Genomic DNA, 24,380 nt, shown 5'->3' on the forward strand with positions numbered 1-24,380 from the left:
GCAGTGAACGATCGACCCGACCGGAACGCCCTGGTGGACGCAGCGGTCAATGAGTGGTCGCGGCACCTGATCGGCCTCGGCGGGCCCAACAATCTGCTGTGGGCGACACCCGGTGAACCCACCGAAGTGGACCTGTCGCGGGCCCACCCCGGCGGTCTGGCCCGGTTGCTGTCGGGTGCCGTCGTCGGCTTACCGGAGCTGGTGCGTGAGCCGAGCGCGCTGGCGACACTGACCGCTCGCGCCGAGGCCCTGCAGCAACGCGTCGAGGTGCTGCGCGAGCAGGTCGGTCTGCTCACCTGTTATCTGGCGATGGGTACGGCGACCTGGGAGCAACCGGGTAACACCCCTCGCGCACCGGTCATCTTGTGGCGTGCTGACATCGCCCGTGATCACAGTGGACGGATCACGATCCAGCTGGTCGGTGACATCGAGGTCAACCCCGCGCTTACGTCGTACCTGCGGGCCCAGGGGATCGAACTGGACGACGGTGAGGTGCTGCGGGTCTCGCGCTCCGGTGACGTGTTCGACCTCAGTCAGGCCTTCGACCTCGTCGAGCGGGCCGCGACGCTTCCGCGGTTCCGGATCGAGCGGTCGCGGGTCATCGATTCCTTCAGCTACGTGAAGGCGGCCAACGCCCGCGATCTGAGCGGGCAGCGGTCCTGGATCGGCACCCACGACGTCGTGGCAGCGCTGGCCGGTGACCCGGCGGCGGCCCAGCAGGTGGCTGCCGAGCCGCCGCCGGCGGCGCCGGTGTCGGTGCTGGAGGAGTTCGTGCCCCTCGACCTTGATGCCGATCAGCAACGGGTCATCGAGGCCGTTCGTGCCGGCGCCCAGCTCACGGTGCACGCCCCTCCCGGCTGTGGCACGAGTCAGGCGATCGCCGGGCTGGTGGCCGGGTTGGCGATGGACGGTCGCCGCACGCTGGTCGTGACGCAGGCCTGGGCCGATGGTGACGCACTGGTGGACCGCCTGGAGCAGGTCGGCCTGGGCGACGTGCTCCTCGACGTACGTTCGCAGACGGCTGCGGCCCTCACCGACCGGTTGCGCGCGCAGTTGGCGGATCTGGCCGCCACGGTCGACGATCCGGCGGCCGCGGAGCCCGCGGCCCTGCCGGCGACGGTCGCCGCGCTCGAGCAACAGTGGGCGGCCGAGCAAGAGCTGCGCGCGCCGTGGGGCGTCAGCCCGGCGCAGTGCCGTCGGGCGCTGGCAGACATGAGCGGTCAAGAGTACGACGGCAGCAACCGTCGGTTGGCGATCGACGACCTGGTGGCGGTCAGCGTGGAGCGCCTCTACGCACTGTCCGACGCCCTGCACGCCGCGGTCGATGCCGGCGCCTGGTCGGGCGGATCGGCGAACGACCCGTGGTTCGGAGCGCGGGTCGTGGGCACCGAACACCGCCAACGCACCGCCCAACTCGTCGCGGATCTGGCCGGTGGCGGTCTGGATGCAGAACGAGCGACGATCACCGAGTTGTCCGACGAGGTCGGACTGGCCCGACCCCGCTCGTTGCTGGAGGCCCAGGACCAGTTGGACCTGATGGCCGGGGTGTTTCAGACGTTGGAGGCCTTCAGCCCGGAGGTCTTCGGAGCAGGTCTTCCGGAGATGGTCGCCGGCACCGCGGACGGCGAGGGGGCACCCACCAACCTGGGCATGTTCGAACGGCGGCGGTTGCGCAGCCAGGCCAAGCGCCTGCTGCGGCCGGGCACGAGCACGCACAATCTGCACGGACTGTTGCAGCGGGCACTCAAGCAGCGCACCCGGTGGCAGGCGCTCGCCGGCAAGGGCAGCGTGCCGACCGCCCCACTGCGCACCCCGCAGGTCGCCGCCCAGGTCGAATCGTTGCGCGGCCGATTGGAGTGGCTCGAGGCCAGGCTCGCCGGGAGTACCTCGGCCCGCAGTCTGGTCGACAGCGACTTCGATGAGATCCAGGTGCTGACCGAGCGGCTGCGCGACGCTGACGACCGGTTGGCGGTGGTTCCTGAAGTCATCGGAACCCTGGATCTGTTGCGGGCCAACGGATTCGGCGACTTGTTGGACGATCTGGCCGCACGGGATGCCAGCGCCGACGAGGCCTCCTGGCAGGTTCGCTGGGTGTGGTGGAGTTCGGTCCTGGGGCACGCCCAGCGCACGGACCCGGTCCTGGCGGCGCACGACGCGGACGCCGCGCGTTCGTTGGAACAGGCCTACCGCGACGACGACGCCGCTCACGTGCGAGCCGGTGCGGCGGCAGTGCGCGACCGGGTGCGCCGACAGGTCGAGCGGGTGCGTGTCGACCTGCCGGACCAGGTCGTGACGGTGCGTAGTCGGGTCCTGCATCCCGGCGCCCTCCTGGGCCAGGCTCCCGAGTTGTTGACCGCGTTGCGGCCGGCCTGGTTGGTCAGCCCGCTCGCGGTGGCGGCGACCGTGGCCACCGGGCTGTGGTTCGACGTCGTGATCTTCGACGGTGGTGGTCAGGTGCCGCTGCCCGAGGCACTGCCGGCGATCACCCGGGCCGGCCAGGTGGTCGTCTTCGGCGACCGCACGCAGGAGGTCGTCCTGCCGCGCGCACTGACGTCACCGTCGGCGCCGTCGCTGTTCCAAGCGCTGGAACCCCTTGCGCCACAGCTGAATCTGACTCACGACTACCGCAGTTTCGATGAACGGTTGTCCGCGTTCGGGGCGGTGCGCCGGTACGCCGGGGACGTTGCTGGTTTCCCGGCGGCCGGGGGTGGCAACGTCATCGCCATGAGGACGGTGCACGAGGATCGCATCGTCCCCGCTGCGGTGTCAGCGATCCGGGAGGCGGTGGCGGCGGACCCGGACGGGTCTCTGGTCGTGGTCACCTGGACCCCGATGCTGGCCGAGCGGATCCAGAGCGAACTCCTGCAGCGTCACGACGATCCGGACCTCCGCCGGCGCTTGGCCGCCGCCGAGCGCACGATCGTGATCGGCGATGTCGTGACCACGCGATCGATCACCGCGGACACCGCGATCGTGGTGCTCGCCGACGAGCGTGGCGGTGCCGCACTGCTGCAGGCGATGGGCGCCGAGGGCGCGATGGTCCGGTTCTGGAGTGCAGTAAGCAGAGCCCGCAGACGCCTGATGGTCCTGAGCACCCTTGACCCGCAGACCTTCCCGGAGGACAGGTTGCGCACCACCGGCTCGCGGACCCTTCGGGACTATCTGCGCTACTGCGCCGCTGGTGGCGACCAGCAGTCGCTGCAGGTGCAGTCACTGGAACAGAGCACGCCGCGCCGGCGGCGGCGAACCGCCTCCTCCGGGAGTGTGCTCGATGCTCCGGTACTCCCCGCCACGATCCGGCCCGAGGTTCCGGTGTTGATCGAGGCGTTGGGGGCGCAGTTGCGTTCGCGTGGGCTGACGGCGATCCCGTCGTACGGCGTGTCCGGGCGTCCGGTCGAACTCGCGGTCGGCGGGGCAGATGGACGGCTGGTGGTGGCGGTGGAGTCCGACGACAGCGACCACACTGAGACGCTGCGCTTCCGGCTGCGGCTGCGTCCTGAGCAACTGGCCGCTCGTGGCTGGCGCACCGAGACGGTCTACGGCCAGGACCTACAGCAGGATCTGGCGGCAGAAGCCGACCGCTTGGCCTCGGTACTGGAATCGCTATGAGCTTGGGGCTGTGGTGAATTCGCCGCGTCGGCATCGTCGGGCGGTTCGGCCCGCGACGGGCGGCGACCCGCAGCGTGAGGTACCGGTGGTCGCCGGTGATGACGACACCGACCACCGTGAGCCGCCGGTGATGGACACAAAAGCGGCGGCCCGGCAGACCCGTGAGTCTGACGAACCGCCGCTCAGCGGTGACGACCGGTGGTTGCTGGAGCAGCGACCACCGCACTGGGAGTAGCTGATTCAGCCGTCCGCGGGGTCGGCGACGGTGGAACCGTCGGCGCGGCCGCCACGCTGCTCGCGCAGCAGACCGCGGATGTCGGACAGGATGTCCTTGTCGGTCTCTTCGTTCTCCGCGTCCTCGATGCCGATGAACTTCTTCGAGCGCTCGTAGGGAACGATGAACAGGAAGTAGAGCACCGCTGCGGTCAGCACGAAGACGATCAATGCGTTGATGATCGCGCTGATGCTGATGAAGGTCGACGGGTTGTCCGAGACCAGCCGGAAGCCCAGGCCCTGCGAGGCGTTCTTGCCGCCGAAGGCGTTAAGCACCGGCTCGATGATGGCGCTGGTGAAGGTGTTCACCAACGTGGTGAACGCGGCGCCGATGACGAACGCGGTCGCCAGTTCGATCAGGTTGCCTTGGAAAAGGAAGTCCTTGAAGCCCTTCAGCATGAAGTCTCCTTGGTCGGGGGATTCGGTCCCGACCGAATCTATCGACAATGCCGTCGCGGTTCGACCGCCTCACACGCGCGAACGTGTGGTCCATGCCACAGTGCTGAACACAATCACCCAGTGGTCATCGTTAGGCCGCAGGATGCAACGCCACCGTGAGGCCACCCCCGCCGGAGTCGTCCCCACCAGCGGCGACCGCCGCCGCATCGCTCTGCCTCACCGACAGCAGAACCCGCGGATCGTCCCGCTCGGTCCACGAGGTCGAGGTGGCAGCTGCGGAGGTCTGCACCACCGTGGTGCCGGCCGCGAGCAGCCGCCCCCCGGCGTACACATCCACCCGATCGCCCCGGGCCAGCACAGCGGCCAGGGTCGGCTCGACCGGGACACTCAGCACGACCCGGGTGCCGCCCGCCGCCCAGGTCCGGGCGTCCCGGACGCGTGCGGCGGTCACCGGTTCGCCGGCCCGCATCGGCGCATCGACGACGGCGCCCAGGGCCCGGGCCGTGGTCAGCGGGTCAGGCAGCGGCACGCTCGCCGGCCAGGTCACGGACCGTAGATCCGCTGCTGTCAGCCGTTGTCCCGCGCTCAGGTCGTGGGCGGCGACCACGATCGGTCGGGTCGATCCCGCGGAGGTGATGCGCTGCACGACCATCAGAGCGGCGATCGCGACTAGCACTGCGGCCAGGATCCGCCGGGCCCGGTGCCGTCGTGCCGTGGCCGCGACACTGCCGCCCCGCCACGAATCCGGCAGCAAGCGCTGGGCTGGACGTTTCACGGCAGGTCGAAGGGCAGCGCCAGTCCGTCGAGGGCGTGGCGGCAGGCGCAGGACGGCGGCTCGGCCGTGGGCAGCGCCGGGATCGCGGCCGAGATCACGGCGCGCACCTGCTCCAGGTTGCGCTCGAACGCGGCCATGACCTCCTGGTGGGTGACCCCGTCGTCCTGTTCGACACCGGCATCCAGATCGGTGACCAGGCAGATCGCCGAGTAGCACAGCGCTAGTTCCCGGGCGATCGAGGCCTCCGGCATCCCGGTCATCCCGACGACACTCCACCCGGCCTGCTGGTGCCATCGCGACTCCGCCCGGCTGGAGAACCGCGGACCGTTGATCACGACCAGAGTGCCGCCGTCGACGCACTGGTTGGGGACCCCGTCGGCCGCTTCCAGCAGTGCGGCACGACCCAGCGGGCAGTAGGGGTCGGCGAAGGCGACGTGCACGACCGTGCCCGGGTCGTCGTACACCGTGTGCGCCCGCCCCCAGGTGCGGTCGACGACCTGGTCGGGCACCACGAAGGTGCCCGGACCAAACTGCGGTTGCAGCGAACCCACGGCGCTGGGGGAAAGGACCTGGCGCACGCCGACGCTGCGCAGCGCCCAGAGGTTGGCGCGGTAGTTGATCCGGTGCGGCGGGTAGCGGTGGCCGGGGCCGTGCCGGGGCAGGAAGGCGACCTCACGACCACCGACCTCGCCGATCACGACGTCGTCGCTGGGTGCACCGAACGGGGTGTCCACGCTGCGGCGCTGCGCATCGTCTCCGAAGAAGGAGTACAGCCCGGAGCCGCCGATGATGCCGACGAGGGATTCGCTCATGGCCCCGAATGTAGGGGCTAGGAGCTGCTGGCCGCCGAGGTGGTTGTGGATGACGAGGTGCTCGACGACGAGCTGCCGCTGTCAGAAGACTTGGTCGGGCTGCTGTCCGAGGACGGGGATGTGCTCTCGGCCGGCTTCGCGTCGGCCTTCTTGTCAGCTTTGTCCGCCGAACCAGCGGACTTCTTGCCGGAGTCGCGGCTGTCGTTGCGGTAGAAGCCCGACCCCTTGAAGACGACGCCGACCGCGTTGAACTGCTTGCGCAACGTGCCGCCGCACTCGGGGCAGACGGTCAGCGCGTCGTCGCTGAAGGACTGCACGATGTCGAAGGCGTGCCCGCAGTCTTTGCACGCGTACGAGTAAGTGGGCATGGGCTCAATTCTACGAACGGTTGGAGGGTGGTTTGCGCCACCCCGCCAGCCGGCCCCCGGCGCTGACCGCCTGGATCCGGCGCAAGGTGGCCGTGCGGGCATCGGCGGTGGTGACCACCAGCAGTTCGTCGCCGTGCCGCAGGACGGTGTTCGGGCCGGGAACGGCGCTCGTCCCGTCGCGGACCACCAGCGTCACCGCCGCCCCCGCGGGCAGCCGCAACTCGTGGATCTCGACGCCGTTGAGTCGCGACTCCGGGCCGACCCGTACCTGCAGAAGATCAGCGTGCAACTCATCCAGCGGCGTGGACTCGACCTCCACGGTGACGGTGTGCGCGGCGGTTGCGATCCCGAGCCGGCGGGCCAACCAGGGCAGCGTCGGTGCCTGCACGATGGTGAACACCACCACCAGGACGAAGACCAGGTCGAAGATCCAGCCGGTGTTGGGGGTGCCGACCGTCAACGGGACCGTGGCCAGCACGACCGGCACCGCTCCGCGCAGCCCCGCCCAGGACAGGAAGGCCATCTCCCGTGGCGTGAACCGGAACGGTGTCAGGCTGACCAGCACCGACAGCGGCCGGGCCAGCAGGAGCAACACCACGCCGATGACGATCGCCGGCACCAACTGGTCCATCAGGCGCTTGGGCGAGGCCAGCAGGCCGAGCATCACGAACAAGCCGATCTGGGCCAACCAGCCCAGCGCCTGGGCGAAACTGCGGGTTGCCTGCCGGTGCGGCAGCCGGTGGTTGCCGATGACCAGGGCGCACAGGTACGCCGCGATGAAGCCGCTGGTGTGCGCGAGGTCGGCCACGCCGTACGCCAGGACGGTCAGGCTCAGGATGGCCAGGGAGAACAGCGCCGAGGAGGTCGCGGTGATCCGCTGGCCGATCCAGGACCCGGCCCAGCCGATGGCCAGACCGATCGCGGCGCCACCGACCAGTTCGAGGGTCGCCTCGATGACCACGACCCACCACGGGCTCTCGTTGCGGTGCGCCGCGCCCTCGGCGAGAGCGACCACGATCAGCACCACCGGTGCGTCGTTGAAACCGGACTCTGCCTCGAGCACCCCGGTCAGGCGGTGCGGCAGCGGCACCCGTCGCAGGACCGAGAAGACCGCTGCGGCATCGGTGGAGCTGGTGATGGCGCCCAGCAGGAAGGCCACCTGCCAGTTGAGGTTCAGCAGATAGTGCGCGGCGACACCGACGACGGCGATCGACACCAGGACCCCGACGGTGGACAGCACCGCTGCCGGGGCGACGCTGCGTCGGATCGAATCCCAACTGGTGGTCAGACCACCTTCGGCCAGGATCAGTGCGAGCGCCGAATACCCGAACACCTGCGTCAGCCGCGGGTCGCTGAACTGGATGCCCAGCCCGGCCTCGCCGAGGATCAGCCCGATGCCCAGATACAGCAGCAGGGTCGGCAGGCCCGATCGGTTGGCCAACCGCACCGCGGCGACGGACACCAGCAGCACCAGGGACCCGATCACCAGCGTGCGGGTCAGGTCCTCCGGGGTGAACGACGTGATGGCGCTCAGAGAGGAGGGCAGCATGCGGCAGGCCTCCTCGTGCGTAGGGGTCGGTGCGCCGATTCTCTCAGTCGGGCAGTGGCAGGCGCCGCACGCCCTGGTCGGGAGTGAGGACGGCATCCACCGGCTGGTCGTGATCATCCGCCGGTACGGCGGTCAGCACCTCGTCGTCGAACACCACTGCCAGCCGGAGCGCTTCGGGGTCGCTGCGCAGCAGCGCCCGGTCGTAGGAACCGCCGCCCTGACCCAACCGGCGACCGGTCACATCGACCGCGAGGGCCGGCAGCACGATCACTGCGGCGTCGGCGATCGCGGTCACTCCGAGGTCCTCGTCGGTGGCCAGGTCGCGCCAGGACAGGTCCTTGTCGGCCAGCAGGATCGGAGCGATGACCTGATACCCGGCGGATCGTAAGGTCGCGATGATCTCCTCGGTGGGTGGCTCGGTCGGGAGGGACTCGAAAACCGCCACACACGGCGTACGTGCATCGGCCAGGAATTGCGCCAGGTGCGCCGCGAGGCGCCGGCCCAACTCACGGCGGCTCGACTCGTCGGAGGCTGCGACCCGCTCGCGCCGGGCGCCCCGCAGGTCGCGGCGCAATGCGACCTTGGCCGCAGCTTCGGACTGATCCACCTGACGAGTGTCCCCGACCGCATAGGGTGTGCGCATGATCTCGATCGAGGACCCGGTCCGCAAGGCAGTCATCCCCGCCGCGGGCCTGGGCACCCGGTTCCTGCCGGCCAGCAAGGCGATCCCCAAGGAGATGCTGCCGGTCGTCGACAAGCCGGCGATCCAGTACGTCGTGGAGGAGGCCAACCGCTCCGGTATCGACGACGTGCTGATGGTCACCGGTCGCAACAAGGCAGCGCTGGAGGACCACTTCGACCGGCACTGGGAGCTGGAGCAGGCGCTGGAGAAGAAGGGCGACAAGCTGCGGATGGCGCGGGTGCAGAAGTCCGCGAACCTCGGCAACGTGCACTTCATCCGCCAGGGCGAGCCGCTGGGCCTGGGCCACGCGGTGCTGTGCGCGGAGGACCACGTCGGTTTCGAACCCTTCGCGGTGCTTCTCGGCGACGACTTGATCGACGAGACCGAGCACCTGTTGCTGGACATGATCGCCGCCCGGCACGAGTTCGGCGGCTCGGTGGTCGCGCTGATGGAGGTCCCGGAGGACCAGATCCATCTCTACGGCTGCGCGGCCGTCGAAGAGCTCGACGGCGATGTCGTGCGGGTGAAGTCGCTGGTGGAGAAGCCCGCGGTGGGTGAGGCGCCGAGCAACCTGGCGATCATCGGCCGCTACGTGTTGGACCCCTCGGTCTTTGAGGTGCTCAAGCACACCAAGCCCGGCCGGGGCGGAGAGATCCAACTGACCGACGCCCTGGTGGAACTGGCCGGTTCGCCGGAGAAGGGCGGCGGCGTGACCGGCGTCGTCTTCCGGGGCCTGCGCTACGACACCGGGGACCGGTTGGACTACCTGAAGGCCGTGGTGCGGTTGGCTGTCCGGCACCGCGACATCGGACCGGACTTCCGGGCGTGGCTGCAGGCGTGGGCTGGCTCGGATGAGGCGCTCGGTCGGTCGGGCAAGACGGCACATCTGGGTCACTGAGCAGGCGCTGACGGTTTGCTGACTCCCGAGGAATACCGCGCGCTGTTGTGCGAGCGGGTGCCGCTGCTGGCGGCGGTCGACGTGCCGCCCGTGCAGTCCGTGGGCTCGACGCTGGCCGCTGATGCGGTGTCGAACGTCCTGCTGCCCGGCTTCGACAACTCGGCCATGGACGGGTACGCCGTCCGGGCCGCTGATCTGCCCGCGACGCTGCCGGTGTCCCTGGACATCCCGGCCGGTGACACCCGTTCGCTGAGCCTGCCGGCCGGTTCGTCTGCCCGCATCATGACCGGAGCGCCGCTGCCCGCGGGTGCGGACGCCGTGGTGCAGGTCGAAAACGTTGTCGTATCAGGCTCTTCGGTGCAGTTCCCCGCTGCCGTGCCGGTCGGGACGGCAGTGCGCACGGCTGGTTCCGATGTCCGGCCCGGTGACGTCGTGCTCACCGCCGGCACCCGGATCGCACCGACCCAGTTGTCGGCCCTGGTCTCCTGCGGAGCGCCCGTGCTCTCGGTCCGCCGACCTGCCCGTGTGGCGGTTGTGTCGACCGGTGATGAGTTGCGGGAGGCCGGATCCGACCTGCTGCCAGGGCAATTGGTGGATTCGAACGGTCCGACGATCGCGGCGCTCGCTTCCGCCGCGGGTCACGAGGTGACCTTCGTGGGCCGGGTGGGGGACACCGCCGACGAGGTACGCCGGGTGCTTACCTCCGTTGCCGACCGCGCCGATGCGATCATCACCTCCGGTGGTGTCAGCGCCGGCGCCTACGAACCGCTGAAGCTGGCCTTCCAGGACTCCGGCGAGCTGGACTTCTACTCGGTGGCGATGCAGCCCGGGAAACCGCAGGGCTTCGGAATCCTCGACGGCACACCGGTTTTCGCGCTGCCCGGCAACCCGGTGAGCGTCGTCGTGTCGTTCCTGGTGTTGGTGGCGCCGGCGCTGCGCGCGATGAGCGGTGACCTCTCACCGATCCGGACCGTGCGGGTGCAGGCGGCGGCGCCCTGGCGACGGGTCGACCACCGCGCCCAGTTCGCCCGGATCCGCTTCACCGGTGACGGTCGGGTCGAGCCCGCCGGCGGTCATGGATCACACCTGATCGGTGGCCTCGCCGGAGCCGACGGACTGGCCATCGTGCCCGCAGGATCGCCGGATATCGCCGTCGGCGACTGGGTCGATGTGATCGGATTCCCCGGCCGCTGACTCAGCCCTCGGCACGCTCGCGGGCCCGCTCGAACAGTTCGCCCTTCTTCACCTTGCCCGTCGCCGTCATCGGCAGTCCGCTGACCACCTCCACGACCGGCACCTTGTACGGCGCCATGTTGTCGCGGGCCCAGGTCGTGAGTTCTTCCGCGGTGACCGACGCCTCCGGGATCAGCTCGACGAACGCCAGGGGAAGCTGACCGCGGTCGGCGTCGGGCATCGGGACGACGGCCAGGGTGGCGACCTCGGGGTGCAGTCGCAGGATGGCCTCCACCTCCGAGGGGAAGACGCTCATCCCGCTGACCTTGATCATCTCCTTGTTGCGCCCCAGGTAGTGCAGCGCGCCCCACTCGTCCAGCCGACCGGTGTCGCCGGTGTGCAACCACCCGTCGTGCAGGGCAGCGGCCGTGTCGTCCGGTCGCCCGAAGTAGCCCTTCAGCAGCGAGGGGCTGCGCACGATGATCTGCCCGGCCGTGCCCACCGGCACCGGACCCAACTCGTCGTCGACGATCAGGATGTCGGTGCCCGGCACCGGCAGTCCGCAGAAGACCGGCTCGGCAGTCAGATCGCGGTCCCCGTCCTGGAAGCCGAGCGTGATCGTGTCACCGGTGTGGGTCTCGGTCATCCCGTACGACGCCTCCCGGATCACGTGGCCCGTCACCTCCCGCCACTCCTGACGGATCTGTGGGGTCAGCTTCAGGACGAACGACATCGCCAGGGCGGTATGAAGCGAGGACAGATCACGACCGGGTGCCTGCTCGAGCAACTCCACGTAGTTGTCGACCGTGCCGAGCATGGTCGTCGCGTGCTGGTTCTCGATGAGGTCCAGCACCAGCGACACGTCCCAGCGGCGCAGCAGGTGCACCTGTCCGCCGTTGACGAGGGGACCCAGAATGCCGAAGTCCTCGCCGGCGATCCAGAAGATCGGCACGAAGATGATGCTGGCCGATCGCTCCTGCCCGACCCGCTGTCCCTGGGCGGCCGTGATGGTGACCGCCGTGTAGACCATGTCGCCCTGCGTGTGCTCGCAGCCCTTGGGCATACCGGTGGTGCCGCCGGTGTAGTTCAGTGCGGCCAGGGCGTCCGGATCGGCTGCCTGCGGCGTGATGGGTGTCGAATCGGCAACTGCGGCATGCCATTCCGGCTCCGGAGCATCCTGGATTGGCGCAACGAGTACGTCGGGTAGCGGTAGCCCGGCCGCGACCAACGGTGCGCTGGGCGCCAGACGCAGGACTCGGCGTACGGGGGTGCGGTCCAGGACCGAGCGGACCAGGGGCAGCAGCGGTTCCTCGGCAACCAGCACGCTTACCCCGGCGTCGGTGAGTTCGTGGGTCAGTTCGTGCTCACGGAACATCGGGTTGATCGGCACGTGCACACATCCCGCGGCCAGCGTGCCCAACATGATCGCCGTGAACTGCGGGCAGTTGCCGGCCAGGACGCCGACCCGGGCGCCAGGCTCGACCCCTGCTGCCCGGAGCCAACCCGCCCACCGCAGTGCCTGATCGGCCAACGTGCGGTAGTCCCAGGTGAGTCCGTAGAACGAGAGCGCCGGTGCGTCCGGAGCGTGGTCCGCCCAGTGCCACAGGTAGTCGGTGATCCCGGCCAGGCCGGGCAGACCCGTCGGGTCCTGCGGCACCTGCTCGGGCCAGTTCGCCCTCTGCAGCGAGCGGATCTCTTCGAGGGCCGAGTCGTAGCTGGGCCGCAGCGGCGTTGCTGTCATGACTGCTCCTGGTGGGTGTGCGAGGACGGATCGATGCCGATGAGCGTGGCTCCGACCTCGATGACGGAATCAACGAATTTGTTCTGGGCGGAACGGGATTGGGTACGCCGGTCCAGCGCCCCACTGCGCAGGGTCGAGGAGATGAATTCGGCGACGATGCTGCTGGAGGCCACCGGGTGGATCGTGCCGGCCGCGCGCTCCCGCTCGAGGTAGCGCGCAAAGCGGCGGACCGGGCGGTGCCACAACTCGTCGTGCAGCGCCCGGATGTCCTCGTTGCGGCGGGCTCGTTCGGTCATGACCTCCAGCAGGGGCCCGTGCACCCACAGGGCCTGCGCCGTGCGACGGCAGGTCTGCGAGAGCACCGTCCACGGATCGCCGGGCGGCACGTCCTGCGCGGCGATGAACTCGGCCACGACCTGCTGGGCCAGCGCCAGGAGAACGTCCTCCTTGGAGGAGAAGTAGACGTAGGCGGTGGCGCGCGAAACTCCTGCGCCGGCAGTGATGTCGGCCATCGTTGCCTCGTCGTAGCCGCGCTCGGCGAACACCTGCTCGGCAGCGGTGAGCAACTGCTGATGGCGCTGGGTGTGGCTGCGCTCGCGGGCATCGCGCACTACCCATCCGTTGCCATCGGTCACGTGGTCATCGTGATTGACATTGACGTCAATGTCAATGAGCATGGCTAGCTGTGACTGTATTGGTGGCCAACCGCGGCGAGATAGCTGTCCGGATCATTCGCTCGGCGAAGGAACTGGGGCAGCGCACGGTGATCGTCCATGCGGCAGACGAGGCGGAGACGATGGGCGTCCGGCTCGCCGACGAGGCCGTGGCGCTGCCCCAGAGTGGCCCGGCCGCCTATCTGGACTTCGCCGCGATCGTGGCGGCCGCACCTGCGGGTGCCCTGGTCCACCCGGGGTACGGATTCGGTTCGGAGAACGCCGATTTCGCCCGGTTGTGCGAGACCGCCGGTCTGGTCTTCGTCGGGCCGTCGGCAGGCACGCTGGAACTCTTCGGTGACAAGACCCGGGCCCGGGCGGCCGCTACGGAAGCGGGCCTGGACCTGACACCGGGCACCGGCATCGACCCGGAACCGGCGCAGGTGCGCGCCCTGCTGGCCGAGCATCCCGGCGGCGTGATGATCAAAGCGGTTGCCGGTGGTGGCGGTCGCGGGATCCGTCAGGTCACCGATCCCGACCAGGTCGAGGAGCAGATGCAGCGCTGCCGGGACGAGGCGCAGGCCGGTTTCGGTGACGGACGGATCTACGCCGAAGCGCTCGTGACCAGCGCCCGACACATCGAGGTGCAGGTCGTCGCCGACGGTCAGGTGGCACTGACCCTGGGCGACCGGGACTGTTCGGTCCAGCGCCGCCATCAGAAGGTCATCGAGATGGCACCGGCGCCGCAGCTACCGGTGGCTCTTCGGGATCGGATGGCCGAGGGTGCGAAACGTCTCGCCGAGAGCGTCGGCTACCGGGGCGTCGCCACGGTGGAGTTCCTGGTCACCCAGGACGCGGCGTACTTCCTGGAGGTCAACCCGCGCTTGCAGGTCGAGCACACGGTCACCGAAGAGGTCACCGGCAGTGACCTGGTGGCGGCCCAACTGCGGTTGGCGCAGGGGGCCAGGATGGCGGAGCTGCTGGAGCAGGAGGTGCTGCGCACCGAGGTCCGGGGGATGGCGATCCAGGCCCGGCTGAACGCCGAAACGCTGAGCCCGGACGGTGAGGTGCATGCCACCTCGGGCACGATCCAGGAGGTCCAGTGGCCGGGTGGCCCGGGGGTGCGCGTCGACACCAGTGCGTACGCCGGGTTGCGGCACAGCCCGCGCTACGACTCCCTGCTGGCGAAGGTCATCTGCTCCGGGCCGACCGGCGCTGTCGCACAGCGCAGATTGCTGCAGGCGCTGAGCGAGACGCGGCTGGTAGGCGTGGGGACCAATATCCCTGTGCTGCAGTCCATTGCCGCCACCGACGGACTCACCCGCGGGCGACTGAGCACCTCCTGGCTGGAGGACGACTGGTCAGCCGTCATCGCCGACGCAGCAGCCAGTGCTGTCGAGGAGGTGCCCGATGAGCAGGTCCTGGACGCTCTCGAGCCCGGGCAGTTCGCGGTCCACTCGGTGATGCCCGGCGTGGTGGCCGCCCTGGCGATGGTCGGCGGCGACCGGCCCGCCGGCAGCGATCTGGCCGTCGTCGAAGCCATGAAGATGGCGCACCCCCTGACGCACGAGGCACCGGTGCGCGTGGTGCGGCACCTGGTGTCCCTCGACGATCAGGTCGAGGCCGGTCAGGCGTTGCTCGTGGTCGAGTCGGTGGGCGCCGACACCTCCGGCGACAACAGGGTCGAGGCCGACCTGGACGCCCCGCGCGACGATCTGGAGGACGTGCGCGACCGCCAGGCGCGGCTGCTGGACGACTCCCGGCCGGAGGCGATCGCCCGGTGGCACGCCAAGGGCCGGCGCACGGCGCGGGAGAACATCGCCGACCTGGTCGATGACGGCTCGTTCGTGGAGTACGGCGGCCTGGCCATTGCGGCCCAACGCGCCCGCCGCAGCGAGCAGGACCTGGTCGACAACACGCCGGCAGACGGGTTGGTCTGCGGCACCGCGGAGATCAACGGGCAGCCGGTCGTGGTCCTGTCCTACGACTACACCGTGCTGGCCGGCACCCAGGGGGTGCGCAACCACGCCAAGACCGACCGGATGCTGGAGGTCGCCCATCACCGTCGGCTGCCGGTCGTCTTCTTCACCGAGGGCGGAGGTGGGCGTCCCGGTGACACCGACGTCTCGGGCATTACCGGACTGGACGTCGGGACGTTCCGTGCGATGGGTGCGCTGTCCGGGCTCGTGCCGCTGGTCGGAGTCGTCTCCGGCAACTGCTTCGCCGGCAACGCCGCGTTGTTGGGAGTCTGCGACGTGGTGATCGCGACACCCGAGGCGAGTATCGGGATGGGCGGTCCGGCGATGATCGAGGGCGGTGGTCTGGGGGTCGTGCGCGCTGCGGATGTCGGCCCGGTCGAGGTCCAGCGACGCAACGGGGTCGTGCACGTCGTCGCCGAGGACGACGCCGATGCGGTGGCAACCGCTCGCACGTACCTGTCCTATTTCCAGGGCGATTCGAGCGACTGGACGGCGCCGGACCCCCGGATCGCCCAGCACGCCGTACCCCAGGACCGGATGCGTTCCTACGACGTGCACCGTGCCCTGACCGGAGTTCTCGACGAGGGATCCTTCCTCGAACTGCGGGCCGATTACGCCCCCGGTATCCGGACGGGACTGGGCCGGGTGGCCGGCGCGGCGTACGGCATCGTCGCCAACGACTGCCGGCACCTGGGCGGCGCGATCGATGCACCGGGTGCGGACAAGCTGCGTGACTTCCTGCGGGTGTGCAACGCCCACGGGCTGCCCGTCGTGACCTTCTGTGACACACCGGGTTTCATGGTCGGCCCGGATGCCGAGAAGGAGGCGACGGTGACCCGGTTCGGGCGGCTGTTCGCTGACACCGCCGCGCTGCGGGTCCCGATGGGCACAGTCATCCTGCGCAAGGCGTATGGCCTGGGCGCGATGGCGATGGCGGGTGGATCCTTCCGGGCGCCCCAGTTCACCATCGCCTGGCCGACGGGGGAGATGGGACCGATGGGTCTGGAGGGTGCCGTCCGGTTGGGCTACCGCAAGGAGCTCGCGGCGATCGAGGACCCACAGGAACGCCAGGCGGAGTACGACCGGCTGGTTGCGGCGGCGTACGCACAGGGCAAGGCGATGGTCGCCGCTACCGTGTTCGAACTGGACGACGTGATCGAGCCCGCTGACACCCGCCGGTGGATCCAGACCCTGCGCAGCTAGTCCGGCCGAATCGAGAATTGGTGGTTGGCGCGCGGCACAATAGGTAGGTGACCAGCAACGAAGCGCCCCGGCTGACCCATGTGCGGGCCGACGGCAGCGCCGCGATGGTCGACGTGTCGGCCAAACCGATCACGGCCCGTAGCGCATCCGCCCGGGGCTTGGTCCTGTTGTCCTCCGCCGCGGTCGCCGCGCTGCGCGATCGGACCGTACCCAAGGGTGACGCGCTCGCGGTGGCCCGGATCGCGGGGATCCAAGCCGCCAAAGCGACCCCGGCGCTGATCCCGCTGGCGCATCCGGTCGCCGTACACGCGGTGTCGGTCGACCTGGCCGTCCACGACGAGGGGGTGCAGATCGACGCCACGGTGCGCACTGCGGACCGCACCGGCATCGAGATGGAAGCGCTGACCAGTGTCTCGGTCGCGGCGCTCGCGTTGATCGACATGATCAAGGCGGTCGACAAGCACGCCCGGATCACCGATGTGCGCGTCGTCGCCAAATCCGGTGGCCGGTCAGGGGATTGGGCCGAGGATGCCTGACGCCGTCGTGATCACCTGCTCCAACCGGGCCGCCAACGGCACGTACGCCGATCGCTCCGGCCCGCTGCTGGTGGACGCGCTGCGGGGGTGGGGTTTCGAGTGCTCGCCACCGGTCGTCGTACCCGATGGCCCACCCGTCGGGGAGGCGTTGCGTGCAGCCATCGCCGGGGGCGCGGACGTCGTACTCACAACGGGCGGAACGGGATTGACGCCCACCGATCAGACGCCGGAACAGACCGCGCCGCTACTGACCAGCGAGGTGCCGGGTATCGCGGAGGCACTGCGGGCCGCTGGAGTCACGGCCGGCGTCCCCACGGCGATGCTGTCGCGGGGGCTCGCCGGACTGGCCGACCGGACACTGATCGTGAACCTGCCCGGCTCGTCCGGGGGCGTGCGCGATGCGATCGCGGTGCTGGAGCCGGTGCTGGTGCATGCCGTCCAGCAGATCGCCGGTGGCGACCATGGCTAGCGTGTGGCCGGTGCGGTTGGAGCAGGACTGGAACGGCACGCGGGTCGTCCTGCGGCCGTTGCGGTCTCGCGCTGACAAGCGCGAGTTCATGACGTTGCGGGAGGCCAATGCGGCGTGGACGCGACCCTGGGACTCGACCTCCCCCAAGGGGCCGCGCATCGTGAGCTTCGGGGAGCTGGTCCGCGAGCAGAATCAAGAAGCCCGGCACGGACGGATGCTGCCGTTCGCGGTCGAGGTGGATGGTCGCCTGGGCGGCCAGATGCACCTGTTCGGGATCAGCCGCGGAGCACTGCTCTCGGGGGCGGCGGGGTACTGGATCAGCCAACGGTTCGCCGGACGGGGGATCACGCCGTGCGCCCTGGCGATGCTGATCGATCACGCGTTCGGGCCGTGTGGATTGCACCGTGTCGAGGTCAACATCCGGCCGGACAACGCCCGATCCCTCCGCGTCGCAGCCAAACTCGGGCTGCGCGACGAAGGGATCCGCGAGCGCTACCTGCATATCGACGGTGCGTGGCACGACCACCGCAGTTTCGCGATCACCGCGGAGGAGACCGGCGGGGTGTCACTGGTCGAACGGTTGCGGGCGACGGTCAGTTAGTAGCCACCGCAGGCACATCGCAGGCACAGAATCCCCGACACACCAGGCAAATCCGCGGTTTCCGAGGTCACACGCCATAACGTCGGAGCGTGCCCGCGCCCAGCAGTTTGATCTTCGTCGTCATCATCCTGATCTGGGCTGCTTATCTGTTGCAGCACTGGATCCGTCGCCGCGAGGCACTGGCGACGGCGCGCTCGGTCGACCGCTTTTCCGAGGCCATGCGCGTTCTTGATCGACGTGGCGTGATTGCCGATAGCGGTGCGGTCGCCATGGAACTCGACGGTGAGCAGGCGCGGCCCGCGCTGCCCGCAGTGAGCGTCAAACCCGAGCGCATCTCGTTGCGTGCGGGGTCCCTCCCGGCGGCCCGTGATGCCGCAGTCACTACGACGGAAGAGGTTGCCGTGCAGGAGAAGTCGTCGATCATGCAGGCGCCGGTCCAGGTCGGCAACCGGTTGATGAAGGCGTTGGGCCGCCTCGACCGGCGCAAGGTCCGCGGGGTCTGCCTGCTGGTGTCGCTGGCGCTGTTGGTGATCACGACGCTGCTGGCGCCCTTCGGCCTGGTGCCGTGGTGGTCGCCCATCCTGATGCTGCTGGTGACCGGTGGTGTGGTCGCGTGGTTGCGATCGGCGGCGCTGAAGCAACAGGCCGCATCCGGTGTACGTCGACCAGTGGCTCCTCGTCCGGCCGTCCGGACCTCGGCGCAGGTGGGCGGTGCGCGCCGGCAGCCGTTGCAGGCTCCCGTGGCTCCGGCTGCCGTGAACACCGTCGAGCCGGTCTACGCACCCGTGCACGAGGTGTACGACGTGGCCCCGGTCGCAGCATCCGTGGTCGAAGTACCCCAGCCGGCCACCGGCAGCCCTTGGGAGCCCGTCCAGGTCCCGCGACCGACGTACACGATGAAGGAAGAGGCGCCGCGGCCCGCTCCGGCGCCGGCGGCGGTCACCCCGGCGTACGAGCAGATGCCGGTCGAGGACCTGCCGTTCGACGGTATGGCGCTGGACCTGGAGGACGACGACGTGCGTCCGGTCTACCGCGCCGGCTGAGGCCGCTCGACCGATTCGGAGCCTGCGGCGGCCCGATGTTATGGTTGCTTCCGCTTCAAGGGGCTGTGGCGCAGTTGGTAGCGCGTCTCGTTCGCAATGAGAAGGCCAGGGGTTCGAATCCCCTCAGCTCCACCAAACCACTGATGACCGGGCACGCTTGATCGCCCGGTCATTTCTCATGGTGAGGTGCGGTGCGCACTCCCGTGGCTCTCGTCAGCGACGCACGAGGGGCAGAAGCATGGTGTCGACGATGGTTCTGATGCGCTCGTCGGACACCGGCTCCGGATTCATCAACAAGTCGTGCCGGATGAGGTCGAAGGGCAGGGCGAGCACGGCCGGATCGATCTGCGCCAGATCGATCTCGCCGCGCTCGTCGGCACGCTCGTAGAGGGTCATCATCCGCGACGCGCGCTGGTCGCCGAAGACCCGGTCACGCACCTGCTCCGGGCTGAGACCGGTCCGCGCTGCGAGCCCGCCGAATGCGGCGGCGACAGCGGGTAGGAAGAAGCTGTCTCCGGATGCGCCCATCCCGGTGAGGGCGGCAATCAGGTCTCCCCGAAGCGTCCCGGTGTCGGGCAGCTCGAGGGTGTGCTCGGCCCGGTAGTGCGCCAGTGCCGCGAGCACCAGTTCGTCCTTGTTCGGCCAGCGGCGGTACAGCACGGGCTCGCTGGTGCCCGCCCGCCTGGCCACCGAGTCCATGGTCAGGTTGCCGTAGCCGGTGGCGACGAGCTCGGCCCACCCTGCATCCAGGATCGCGGCTTCGAGCTCGCGCCCGCGGCGGCGGCGAGGGGCCGAGGTGGGCGTGGAGGAGGTCACGAGGCGATCTTAGAAAGTATTGCCTTTCTTGCCAAGATGACCTACCGTGGGTTTAGAAAGTAAATACTTTCTTGTGAATGAGAGGAGACGACGATGGTGGTATCCGTCCAGCCCCGTAGCGGGGCTCGCTCAACGTTCTTCGAGGACGGCGCGATGAACTCCATGACCAGGGCGATGCTCGGTCGCGTGTACGTGGGGGCGGCCGACACCGGAGAGACCCTCGCCACCGTCGACCGGATCGTTGACGGGGACGTCGCATCCTGGGTCGCGGAATGGGAGGCCACAGCCGACCGGGTCGCGTCGATCGGCGAAGAGAGCCTGCGGCGCGGGCACCGGGTCAGCGCACGCAACACCCTCCTGCGCGCCGCGACGTATTACACACCGGTCATCCTGATGGTCGATGGCCTGGAGGACCCCGAGACCGTCCTGACGCGCGCGTTCGCCGCCTACCGCCGCTGCTGGGAGCAATACCTCGCTCTTCTTGACAATCCGCCGGAGCCGATCGAGATCCCGTATACAGATGCGACCGGCGCGTCGACGATGCCCGGGTGGTTCTTCGCGGCGCCCGGCGACGGCCCGAAGAAGACGATCGTCCTGGCGAACGGAGCCGACGGGGCCACCAGCTACCTGTATCCCGGATACGGGCTGGAGGCGGCGACCAGGGGATACAACGTGATCCTCTTCGACGGCCCGGGGCAGCAACGGATGCTGTTCGAGCGCGGTGTCCCTTTCCGGCACGACTGGGAGAACGTCCTGGGGCCCGTGGTCGACTACGCACTGGGCCGACCGGAGGTCGACGAGGACCGTCTGGTCCTCTACGCGGTCAGCCAGGGCGGATTCTGGGGCCCGCGAGCCCTGGCGTTCGAGCACCGTTTCGCCGCCGCGGTCATCGACGGGGGAGTGGTCGATGTCTCGGCGGCATGGAGGGGTCTGCTCGGCGAGGACAGAATCGCGATGATCGAGGCGGGCGAGAACGACCGTCTCGCGGCCGACCTGCAACACCTGCCGGCGCCCGCCCGCCGGATGATCGCCTGGCGGACCAAGCCGTACGGGCAGCCGAGCGTCGCACAGGCCTACGAGCGGGTGCAGGACTACCGGATCACCCCCGAGCTCGCCGCCCGGATCACCACACCGATGCTGATTGCCAACCCGGAGAGCGAAGGCTACTTCGCCGGCCAGCCCGAACAGCTCTACGAGATGCTGCCGGGGCAGAAGGAGCTCGTCTCTTTCACCGAGGCCGAGGGTGCGGCCGGTCACTGCGAGCCCATGGCGCGAGGCCTCGCGGCGCAGCGGTTCTTCGACTTCCTGGACGAGCGGGTGCGATAAGCCGGTGTGATGGTCTTGCTCGCGGCCTAACCCACCTGCACGTCCAGGGTGACCTCGATGTTGCCGCGGGTGGCGTTGGAGTAGGGGCAGGCCTGGTGCGCGACATCGGCCAACCGGTCGGCGTCCTCCTGGCTCAGTCCACCCAGCTCGATATGCAACGTCACGGCCAGGCCGAAGCGGTTCTCCTCGATCTGGCCCAGTGACACATCGGCGGTGACCGCGGAGTCACTGACGTCAAGACCCAGCCGCTTGGCGCTGCCCTTCAGGGCGGAGTGAAAACACGCGGAGTAGCCCGCCGCGAACAACTGCTCGGGGTTGGTGTGCGTGCTGTGCTCCGACGGCGGGAGCAGGTCGAGGTCGAGCACTCCGTCGCTGCTGCGCACGTGCCCGCTGCGGCCGTCACCGGTTGAGGTCGCCGAAGCGGTGTAGAAGGTCTTGGCCAAGGTGTCCATGGGAACTCCTATGAGAGGAAGGGGGTATCCCGATGATGACACCGCGCGTGCAGCTCCTTGCGGGCCGGGTGGATCCAGCAGACCTCCGCGCTCAGAGGAGTTGTGACTTCATCAGCTTGCCCACCGAGTTCTTGGGCAGCGAGGCAGCAAAGTTGATTTCTCTGGGCACTTTGAAGCGCGCCAGGACGGCGGAGCAGTGCTCCTCGAGCTCTGCTGCCGTCACACTCGTGCCGGGCCGCAACGCCACGAACGCGACGGGCACCTCGCCGTAGGTGCTATCCGGGCGGCCCACCACGGCCGCCTCCAGAACGGCCGGGTGTTCGTAGAGAACGCTCTCGACCTCCTTGGGGTAGATGTTCTCGCCGCCTCGGATGATCAGGTCCTTCATGCGATCCACGAGGGTGAGATAGCCGTCATCGTCGAGATAGCCCACGTCGCCGGTGTGCAGCCATCCGTCGGCGAGCACCTTGGCGGTTTCCTCCGGGCGGCCGAGGTATCCGCGCATGACGATGTCGCCCTTGATGAGGACCTCACCTCGCTCGCCGGGTGCGGCGATGTGCCCGTCCGCCGGCTCGATCTGGATCTCGACGCCGGGCAGGGCAAGGCCGACTGTGCCCGCTTTGCGGATCCCCTCAATGGGGTTGATCGTGGCCGCAACGCTGCATTCGGACAGTCCGTAACCCTCGACCACCGTCACGTCGAATCGTTCTTCGAACCGGCTGATCAACTCGGTAGGCATCGGTGCCGCACCGCAGATGACGAAGCGCAGCGATGAGGAATCGACAGCCCGGGTGGTGCGTGCGTCGATCAGGGCGTACATCGTCGGCACTGCCGAGAAGTACGTCGGCTTCTCCTCTTCCACCAGGTCCCAGAAGGTCGCCGGGTCGAAGCGGGGAGAGATGATCACGGAGCCGCCCGCGAGGAGCGGGGAGAGGACACCGACGAGCAGGCCGTTGCAGTGGAAGAGGGGCAGCACCAGAAGGCTGCGGTCGTCGGCCGTCAGACTAAGGTGCTGCCGGATCGAGTTGACCATGGCCTCGATGTTGGCGTGGTCGAGAACGCAACCTTTCGGCCGGCCGGTCGTGCCGGAGGTGTAGATGATGAGGGCGAATTCGTCCAACGCAGGTGACAGGTGCTCGCCCAGGTCGTCAGCAGCAACCGGGTGCTCGTCCATGGTGTCGACGTCGATCGATGCGATGCCGAGCCGCTCGGCAAGGCCGGTCGAACGCTGATCGCCCACCAGGACACGTGAACTGGAGTCTTCGAGTTGGAAGAGGACCTCCGCGTCGGTCAGTGCAGGGTTGATCGGGGTCAGTGCGGCGCCGCGCCACCACGCGGCGAACATCGCTGTGACGATCTCGATCCGGTTGGGCAGCATGACCGCAACCGTGTCGCCCGGGCCGACGCCGAGGGCTGCGAACCGGGCAGCCAGCTGGGTCACCGCCGCCGCGAAGGTCGCGTTGTCCCAGCGTCGCTGACCATCGACAAGACACGGACCCGAAGGGTCTTCGTGCGCTCGGGACGAGGGGAGGTCGACCAGGCGGTCGCTCACGGTGGTGGCCTGTTGGGCGAGGTCGAAGGAGCTGTCCACAGGCGCACGGTAAGCCGCGGACGCTGTGAGCCGCTTCGTACCCAACAACCAAAGATCAGCCATCGCTTCGTCATCGGGCACCCGACCGCGGACCCACGATCACGGTCCCGCATGAATCTAGGGTGAGGGCATGAACACAGCGTCCACCGGACCGCAGCCGCCCGATGATGAGCGGGTGACGGCGGCGGTCGCAGCAACCGCGGCCACCCTCAACGCACGCCTCGCCGATGTCGTGGATGACATGCGGACACTGCTGGCCACCACGATCACGGAGCTCGACGGTGACCCTGCGCTCGTGGAGTTACTCAGGGCCAGCATCGAGGGCAACGTCGATACGATCCTGCACTCACTGCAACACGGCATCGAGGTCACGCGCTTCGAGCCGCCGACCGCCGCCAACGAATACGCTCGCCGCCTGGCTCAGCGCGGTGTTCCCGTCAACGCGCTCGTGCGCGCCTACCGGCTCGGTCACCAGTTCCTCATGCAGCAGACACTCCTCGTCGTCATCGCCCTGGACGATGAGTCCCTGCGGGGTCCGACGTACGCCCGGGTCAACGACGCCGTGTTCACCTACATCGACTGGATCTCCCAGCGTGTGGTGGGCGTCTACGAGGAGGAGCGTGAGTCGTGGCTGGCCAACGAGCGCAACGAGCGTGAGGCAGTCGTACGACTCCTGCTGGCCGGCCAACCTCCCCAGCTCGACGCCTGGGAGCGAACGCTGGACTACCGGCTGCGCGGTCGTCACATTGCGGCTGTCGCATGGCTCGACTCGGAGAATCATTCGGATCAGCTGTCCCGCTCGATGCGGGCACTGAAGTCTCTTGCGCGGGCCATGGGCTCGACCCGCCCGCCGCTGATCGTGGGCCATGACCAGACCACCTCGTGGGCGTGGATCAACGTTCCCTCCAGTGTCGGCACCACCCGGGGGTGGGCCTCGTGGCGGCTGGATGAGACGCCCGCGCCCGCGATCGCGCTGGGCAGCGCCCACGACGGGGTCGAGGGTTTCCGGCGCAGCCACGACGAAGCCGTGCGGATGCAGCGGGTAGCGCTGATGCGCAAGCGGACCGAGCGACAAGTCATCTCCCACGACGAAACGGGAGCGGCGCTCGCCGGACTGCTCTCCACCGATATCGAGAGCACCCGCGCCTGGGTGCGCCGCGTCCTGGGCGACCTCGCCGGTGCCGACGAGATCTCGCGACGGCACCGGCAGACCCTCGAGGTCTTCTTGCGGCACCAGAGTTCGTACACCGCGACGGCGGAGGCCATGACGATGCACAAGAACTCGATCAAGTACCGCGTCAGTTCTGCCGAGAAAGCCCTCGGACGCAGCCTCACCGAGGATCGCCTTGACCTGGAGGTGGCGCTGACCCTGGCCGGGCTCCTCGGCTCTTCCGTGCTCGAGTGACGCCGGGTCCTCGACCTGTGCGCGGAA

Annotated in this window: 22 protein-coding genes and 1 tRNA gene; 12 read left to right on the forward strand and 11 right to left on the reverse strand. The window is 69.0% G+C overall.

The features are described 5' to 3' along the window. Positions 1-3 precede the first annotated feature (3 nt). Both AZH51_RS03825 and AZH51_RS03830 read left to right on the forward strand, forming a co-directional pair. Positions 4-3,609, forward strand: coding sequence for a hypothetical protein (locus AZH51_RS03825; RefSeq protein ID WP_291521524.1), 3,606 nt, complete (start codon positions 4-6; stop codon positions 3,607-3,609). A gap of 85 nt (positions 3,610-3,694) precedes the next feature. After that, the gene (locus AZH51_RS03830; protein WP_291521526.1) at positions 3,695-3,844 is read left to right on the forward strand and encodes a hypothetical protein; all 150 of its coding nucleotides are present in this window, start codon (positions 3,695-3,697) and stop codon (positions 3,842-3,844) included. Positions 3,845-3,849: 5 nt separating this feature from the next. Here the strand turns inward: AZH51_RS03830 and AZH51_RS03835 are convergent, their stop codons facing one another. The 6 genes from AZH51_RS03835 to AZH51_RS03860 all read right to left on the reverse strand — a co-directional run bounded on the left by AZH51_RS03835 (position 3,850) and on the right by AZH51_RS03860 (position 8,392). After that, the gene (locus AZH51_RS03835) at positions 3,850-4,281 is read right to left on the reverse strand and encodes an MscL family protein (RefSeq protein ID WP_291521527.1); all 432 of its coding nucleotides are present in this window, start codon (positions 4,279-4,281) and stop codon (positions 3,850-3,852) included. A 130-nt stretch (positions 4,282-4,411) separates the two neighbouring features. Beyond that, complete coding sequence (locus AZH51_RS03840) at positions 4,412-5,056, reverse strand: SAF domain-containing protein (RefSeq protein ID WP_291521530.1); 645 nt, start codon at positions 5,054-5,056, stop codon at positions 4,412-4,414. Next, positions 5,053-5,868 carry an S-methyl-5'-thioadenosine phosphorylase gene (locus AZH51_RS03845; RefSeq protein ID WP_291521531.1) on the reverse strand — a complete coding sequence of 272 codons (816 nt, stop codon included), beginning with the start codon at positions 5,866-5,868 and terminating at the stop codon, positions 5,053-5,055. The genes AZH51_RS03840 and AZH51_RS03845 overlap by 4 nt, the downstream gene beginning before the upstream one ends. Before the next feature lie 17 nt (positions 5,869-5,885). After that, entirely contained in the window at positions 5,886-6,236 is a 351-nt protein-coding gene (locus tag AZH51_RS03850; RefSeq protein WP_291521533.1) for an FmdB family zinc ribbon protein, read from the reverse strand. Positions 6,237-6,246: 10 nt separating this feature from the next. After that, positions 6,247-7,785, reverse strand: a complete 1,539-nt coding sequence (locus AZH51_RS03855; RefSeq protein ID WP_291521535.1) for a potassium/proton antiporter — start codon at positions 7,783-7,785, stop codon at positions 6,247-6,249. Positions 7,786-7,828: 43 nt separating this feature from the next. Continuing rightward, the gene (locus AZH51_RS03860) at positions 7,829-8,392 is read right to left on the reverse strand and encodes a 5-formyltetrahydrofolate cyclo-ligase (RefSeq protein ID WP_291521538.1); all 564 of its coding nucleotides are present in this window, start codon (positions 8,390-8,392) and stop codon (positions 7,829-7,831) included. A gap of 34 nt (positions 8,393-8,426) precedes the next feature. Between AZH51_RS03860 and galU the strand changes: the two genes are divergently transcribed. Next, positions 8,427-9,365 (forward strand): UTP--glucose-1-phosphate uridylyltransferase GalU, encoded by a 939-nt coding sequence (gene galU, locus AZH51_RS03865; RefSeq protein WP_291521540.1) that lies wholly within the window; start codon positions 8,427-8,429, stop codon positions 9,363-9,365. Between the two features lie 15 nt (positions 9,366-9,380). Beyond that, the gene (gene glp / locus AZH51_RS03870; RefSeq protein WP_291521542.1) at positions 9,381-10,559 is read left to right on the forward strand and encodes a gephyrin-like molybdotransferase Glp; all 1,179 of its coding nucleotides are present in this window, start codon (positions 9,381-9,383) and stop codon (positions 10,557-10,559) included. A 1-nt stretch (position 10,560) separates the two neighbouring features. On the opposite strand, the gene AZH51_RS03875 is transcribed toward glp, so the two are convergent. Continuing rightward, positions 10,561-12,279 (reverse strand): AMP-binding protein, encoded by a 1,719-nt coding sequence (locus AZH51_RS03875; protein ID WP_291521544.1) that lies wholly within the window; start codon positions 12,277-12,279, stop codon positions 10,561-10,563. Continuing rightward, entirely contained in the window at positions 12,276-12,914 is a 639-nt protein-coding gene (locus tag AZH51_RS03880) for a TetR/AcrR family transcriptional regulator (protein ID WP_291521546.1), read from the reverse strand. Before AZH51_RS03880 ends, AZH51_RS03875 begins: the two co-directional genes overlap by 4 nt. A 50-nt stretch (positions 12,915-12,964) precedes the next feature. On the opposite strand from AZH51_RS03880, the gene AZH51_RS03885 reads away from it, so the two are divergent. From AZH51_RS03885 to AZH51_RS03910, 6 genes are all read left to right on the forward strand, one after another. Then, positions 12,965-16,114: a carboxyl transferase domain-containing protein gene (locus AZH51_RS03885; RefSeq protein WP_291521548.1), complete on the forward strand. Its 3,150-nt coding sequence runs from the start codon at positions 12,965-12,967 to the stop codon at positions 16,112-16,114. Between the two features lie 47 nt (positions 16,115-16,161). After that, the gene (gene moaC, locus AZH51_RS03890) at positions 16,162-16,650 is read left to right on the forward strand and encodes a cyclic pyranopterin monophosphate synthase MoaC (protein WP_291521550.1); all 489 of its coding nucleotides are present in this window, start codon (positions 16,162-16,164) and stop codon (positions 16,648-16,650) included. Further along, positions 16,643-17,119 carry a molybdenum cofactor biosynthesis protein B gene (locus AZH51_RS03895; protein ID WP_291521552.1) on the forward strand — a complete coding sequence of 159 codons (477 nt, stop codon included), beginning with the start codon at positions 16,643-16,645 and terminating at the stop codon, positions 17,117-17,119. Before moaC ends, AZH51_RS03895 begins: the two co-directional genes overlap by 8 nt. Further along, entirely contained in the window at positions 17,112-17,720 is a 609-nt protein-coding gene (locus AZH51_RS03900; protein ID WP_291521554.1) for a GNAT family protein, read from the forward strand. The genes AZH51_RS03895 and AZH51_RS03900 overlap by 8 nt, the downstream gene beginning before the upstream one ends. Before the next feature lie 89 nt (positions 17,721-17,809). Then, positions 17,810-18,763 (forward strand): hypothetical protein, encoded by a 954-nt coding sequence (locus tag AZH51_RS03905; RefSeq protein WP_291521556.1) that lies wholly within the window; start codon positions 17,810-17,812, stop codon positions 18,761-18,763. A gap of 59 nt (positions 18,764-18,822) precedes the next feature. Next, a tRNA-Ala gene (locus tag AZH51_RS03910) sits at positions 18,823-18,898 on the forward strand. A gap of 78 nt (positions 18,899-18,976) precedes the next feature. Here the strand turns inward: AZH51_RS03910 and AZH51_RS03915 are convergent. Continuing rightward, on the reverse strand, positions 18,977-19,579 hold the full coding sequence (locus AZH51_RS03915) for a TetR/AcrR family transcriptional regulator (RefSeq protein WP_291521558.1): 603 nt from the start codon (positions 19,577-19,579) through the stop codon (positions 18,977-18,979). A gap of 93 nt (positions 19,580-19,672) precedes the next feature. Here AZH51_RS03915 and AZH51_RS03920 point away from each other — a divergent pair, with 93 nt between their 5' ends. Then, a complete protein-coding gene (locus AZH51_RS03920; RefSeq protein ID WP_291521559.1) occupies positions 19,673-20,905 on the forward strand; it encodes a dipeptidyl aminopeptidase in 1,233 nt (410 codons plus the stop codon). A gap of 26 nt (positions 20,906-20,931) precedes the next feature. Here AZH51_RS03920 and AZH51_RS03925 read toward each other — a convergent pair whose 3' ends face one another. Continuing rightward, on the reverse strand, positions 20,932-21,357 hold the full coding sequence (locus tag AZH51_RS03925; protein WP_291521561.1) for an organic hydroperoxide resistance protein: 426 nt from the start codon (positions 21,355-21,357) through the stop codon (positions 20,932-20,934). 91 nt (positions 21,358-21,448) lie between these two features. After that, positions 21,449-22,948: a class I adenylate-forming enzyme family protein gene (locus AZH51_RS03930; RefSeq protein ID WP_291521563.1), complete on the reverse strand. Its 1,500-nt coding sequence runs from the start codon at positions 22,946-22,948 to the stop codon at positions 21,449-21,451. A gap of 130 nt (positions 22,949-23,078) precedes the next feature. Here AZH51_RS03930 and AZH51_RS03935 point away from each other — a divergent pair, with 130 nt between their 5' ends. After that, positions 23,079-24,353 carry a helix-turn-helix domain-containing protein gene (locus AZH51_RS03935; protein WP_291521565.1) on the forward strand — a complete coding sequence of 425 codons (1,275 nt, stop codon included), beginning with the start codon at positions 23,079-23,081 and terminating at the stop codon, positions 24,351-24,353. Positions 24,354-24,380 lie beyond the last annotated feature (27 nt).

Source organism: Branchiibius sp. NY16-3462-2 (assembly GCF_001594145.1).
Classification (GTDB): domain Bacteria; phylum Actinomycetota; class Actinomycetes; order Actinomycetales; family Dermatophilaceae; genus Branchiibius.

Bases quoted from the DNA above. Each gene is read 5' to 3' on its own strand.
- galU (WP_291521540.1), top strand. From the start codon at position 8,427: ATGATCTCGATCGAGGACCCGGTCCGCAAGGCAGTCATCCCCGCCGCG.
- AZH51_RS03850 (WP_291521533.1), bottom strand. From the start codon at position 6,236: ATGCCCACTTACTCGTACGCGTGCAAAGACTGCGGGCACGCCTTCGAC.
- AZH51_RS03925 (WP_291521561.1), bottom strand. From the start codon at position 21,357: ATGGACACCTTGGCCAAGACCTTCTACACCGCTTCGGCGACCTCAACC.
- AZH51_RS03835 (WP_291521527.1), bottom strand. From the start codon at position 4,281: ATGCTGAAGGGCTTCAAGGACTTCCTTTTCCAAGGCAACCTGATCGAA.
- AZH51_RS03895 (WP_291521552.1), top strand. From the start codon at position 16,643: ATGCCTGACGCCGTCGTGATCACCTGCTCCAACCGGGCCGCCAACGGC.
- AZH51_RS03845 (WP_291521531.1), bottom strand. From the start codon at position 5,868: ATGAGCGAATCCCTCGTCGGCATCATCGGCGGCTCCGGGCTGTACTCC.
- AZH51_RS03920 (WP_291521559.1), top strand. From the start codon at position 19,673: ATGGTGGTATCCGTCCAGCCCCGTAGCGGGGCTCGCTCAACGTTCTTC.
- AZH51_RS03900 (WP_291521554.1), top strand. From the start codon at position 17,112: ATGGCTAGCGTGTGGCCGGTGCGGTTGGAGCAGGACTGGAACGGCACG.
- AZH51_RS03935 (WP_291521565.1), top strand. From the start codon at position 23,079: ATGAACACAGCGTCCACCGGACCGCAGCCGCCCGATGATGAGCGGGTG.
- AZH51_RS03855 (WP_291521535.1), bottom strand. From the start codon at position 7,785: ATGCTGCCCTCCTCTCTGAGCGCCATCACGTCGTTCACCCCGGAGGAC.
- AZH51_RS03875 (WP_291521544.1), bottom strand. From the start codon at position 12,279: ATGACAGCAACGCCGCTGCGGCCCAGCTACGACTCGGCCCTCGAAGAG.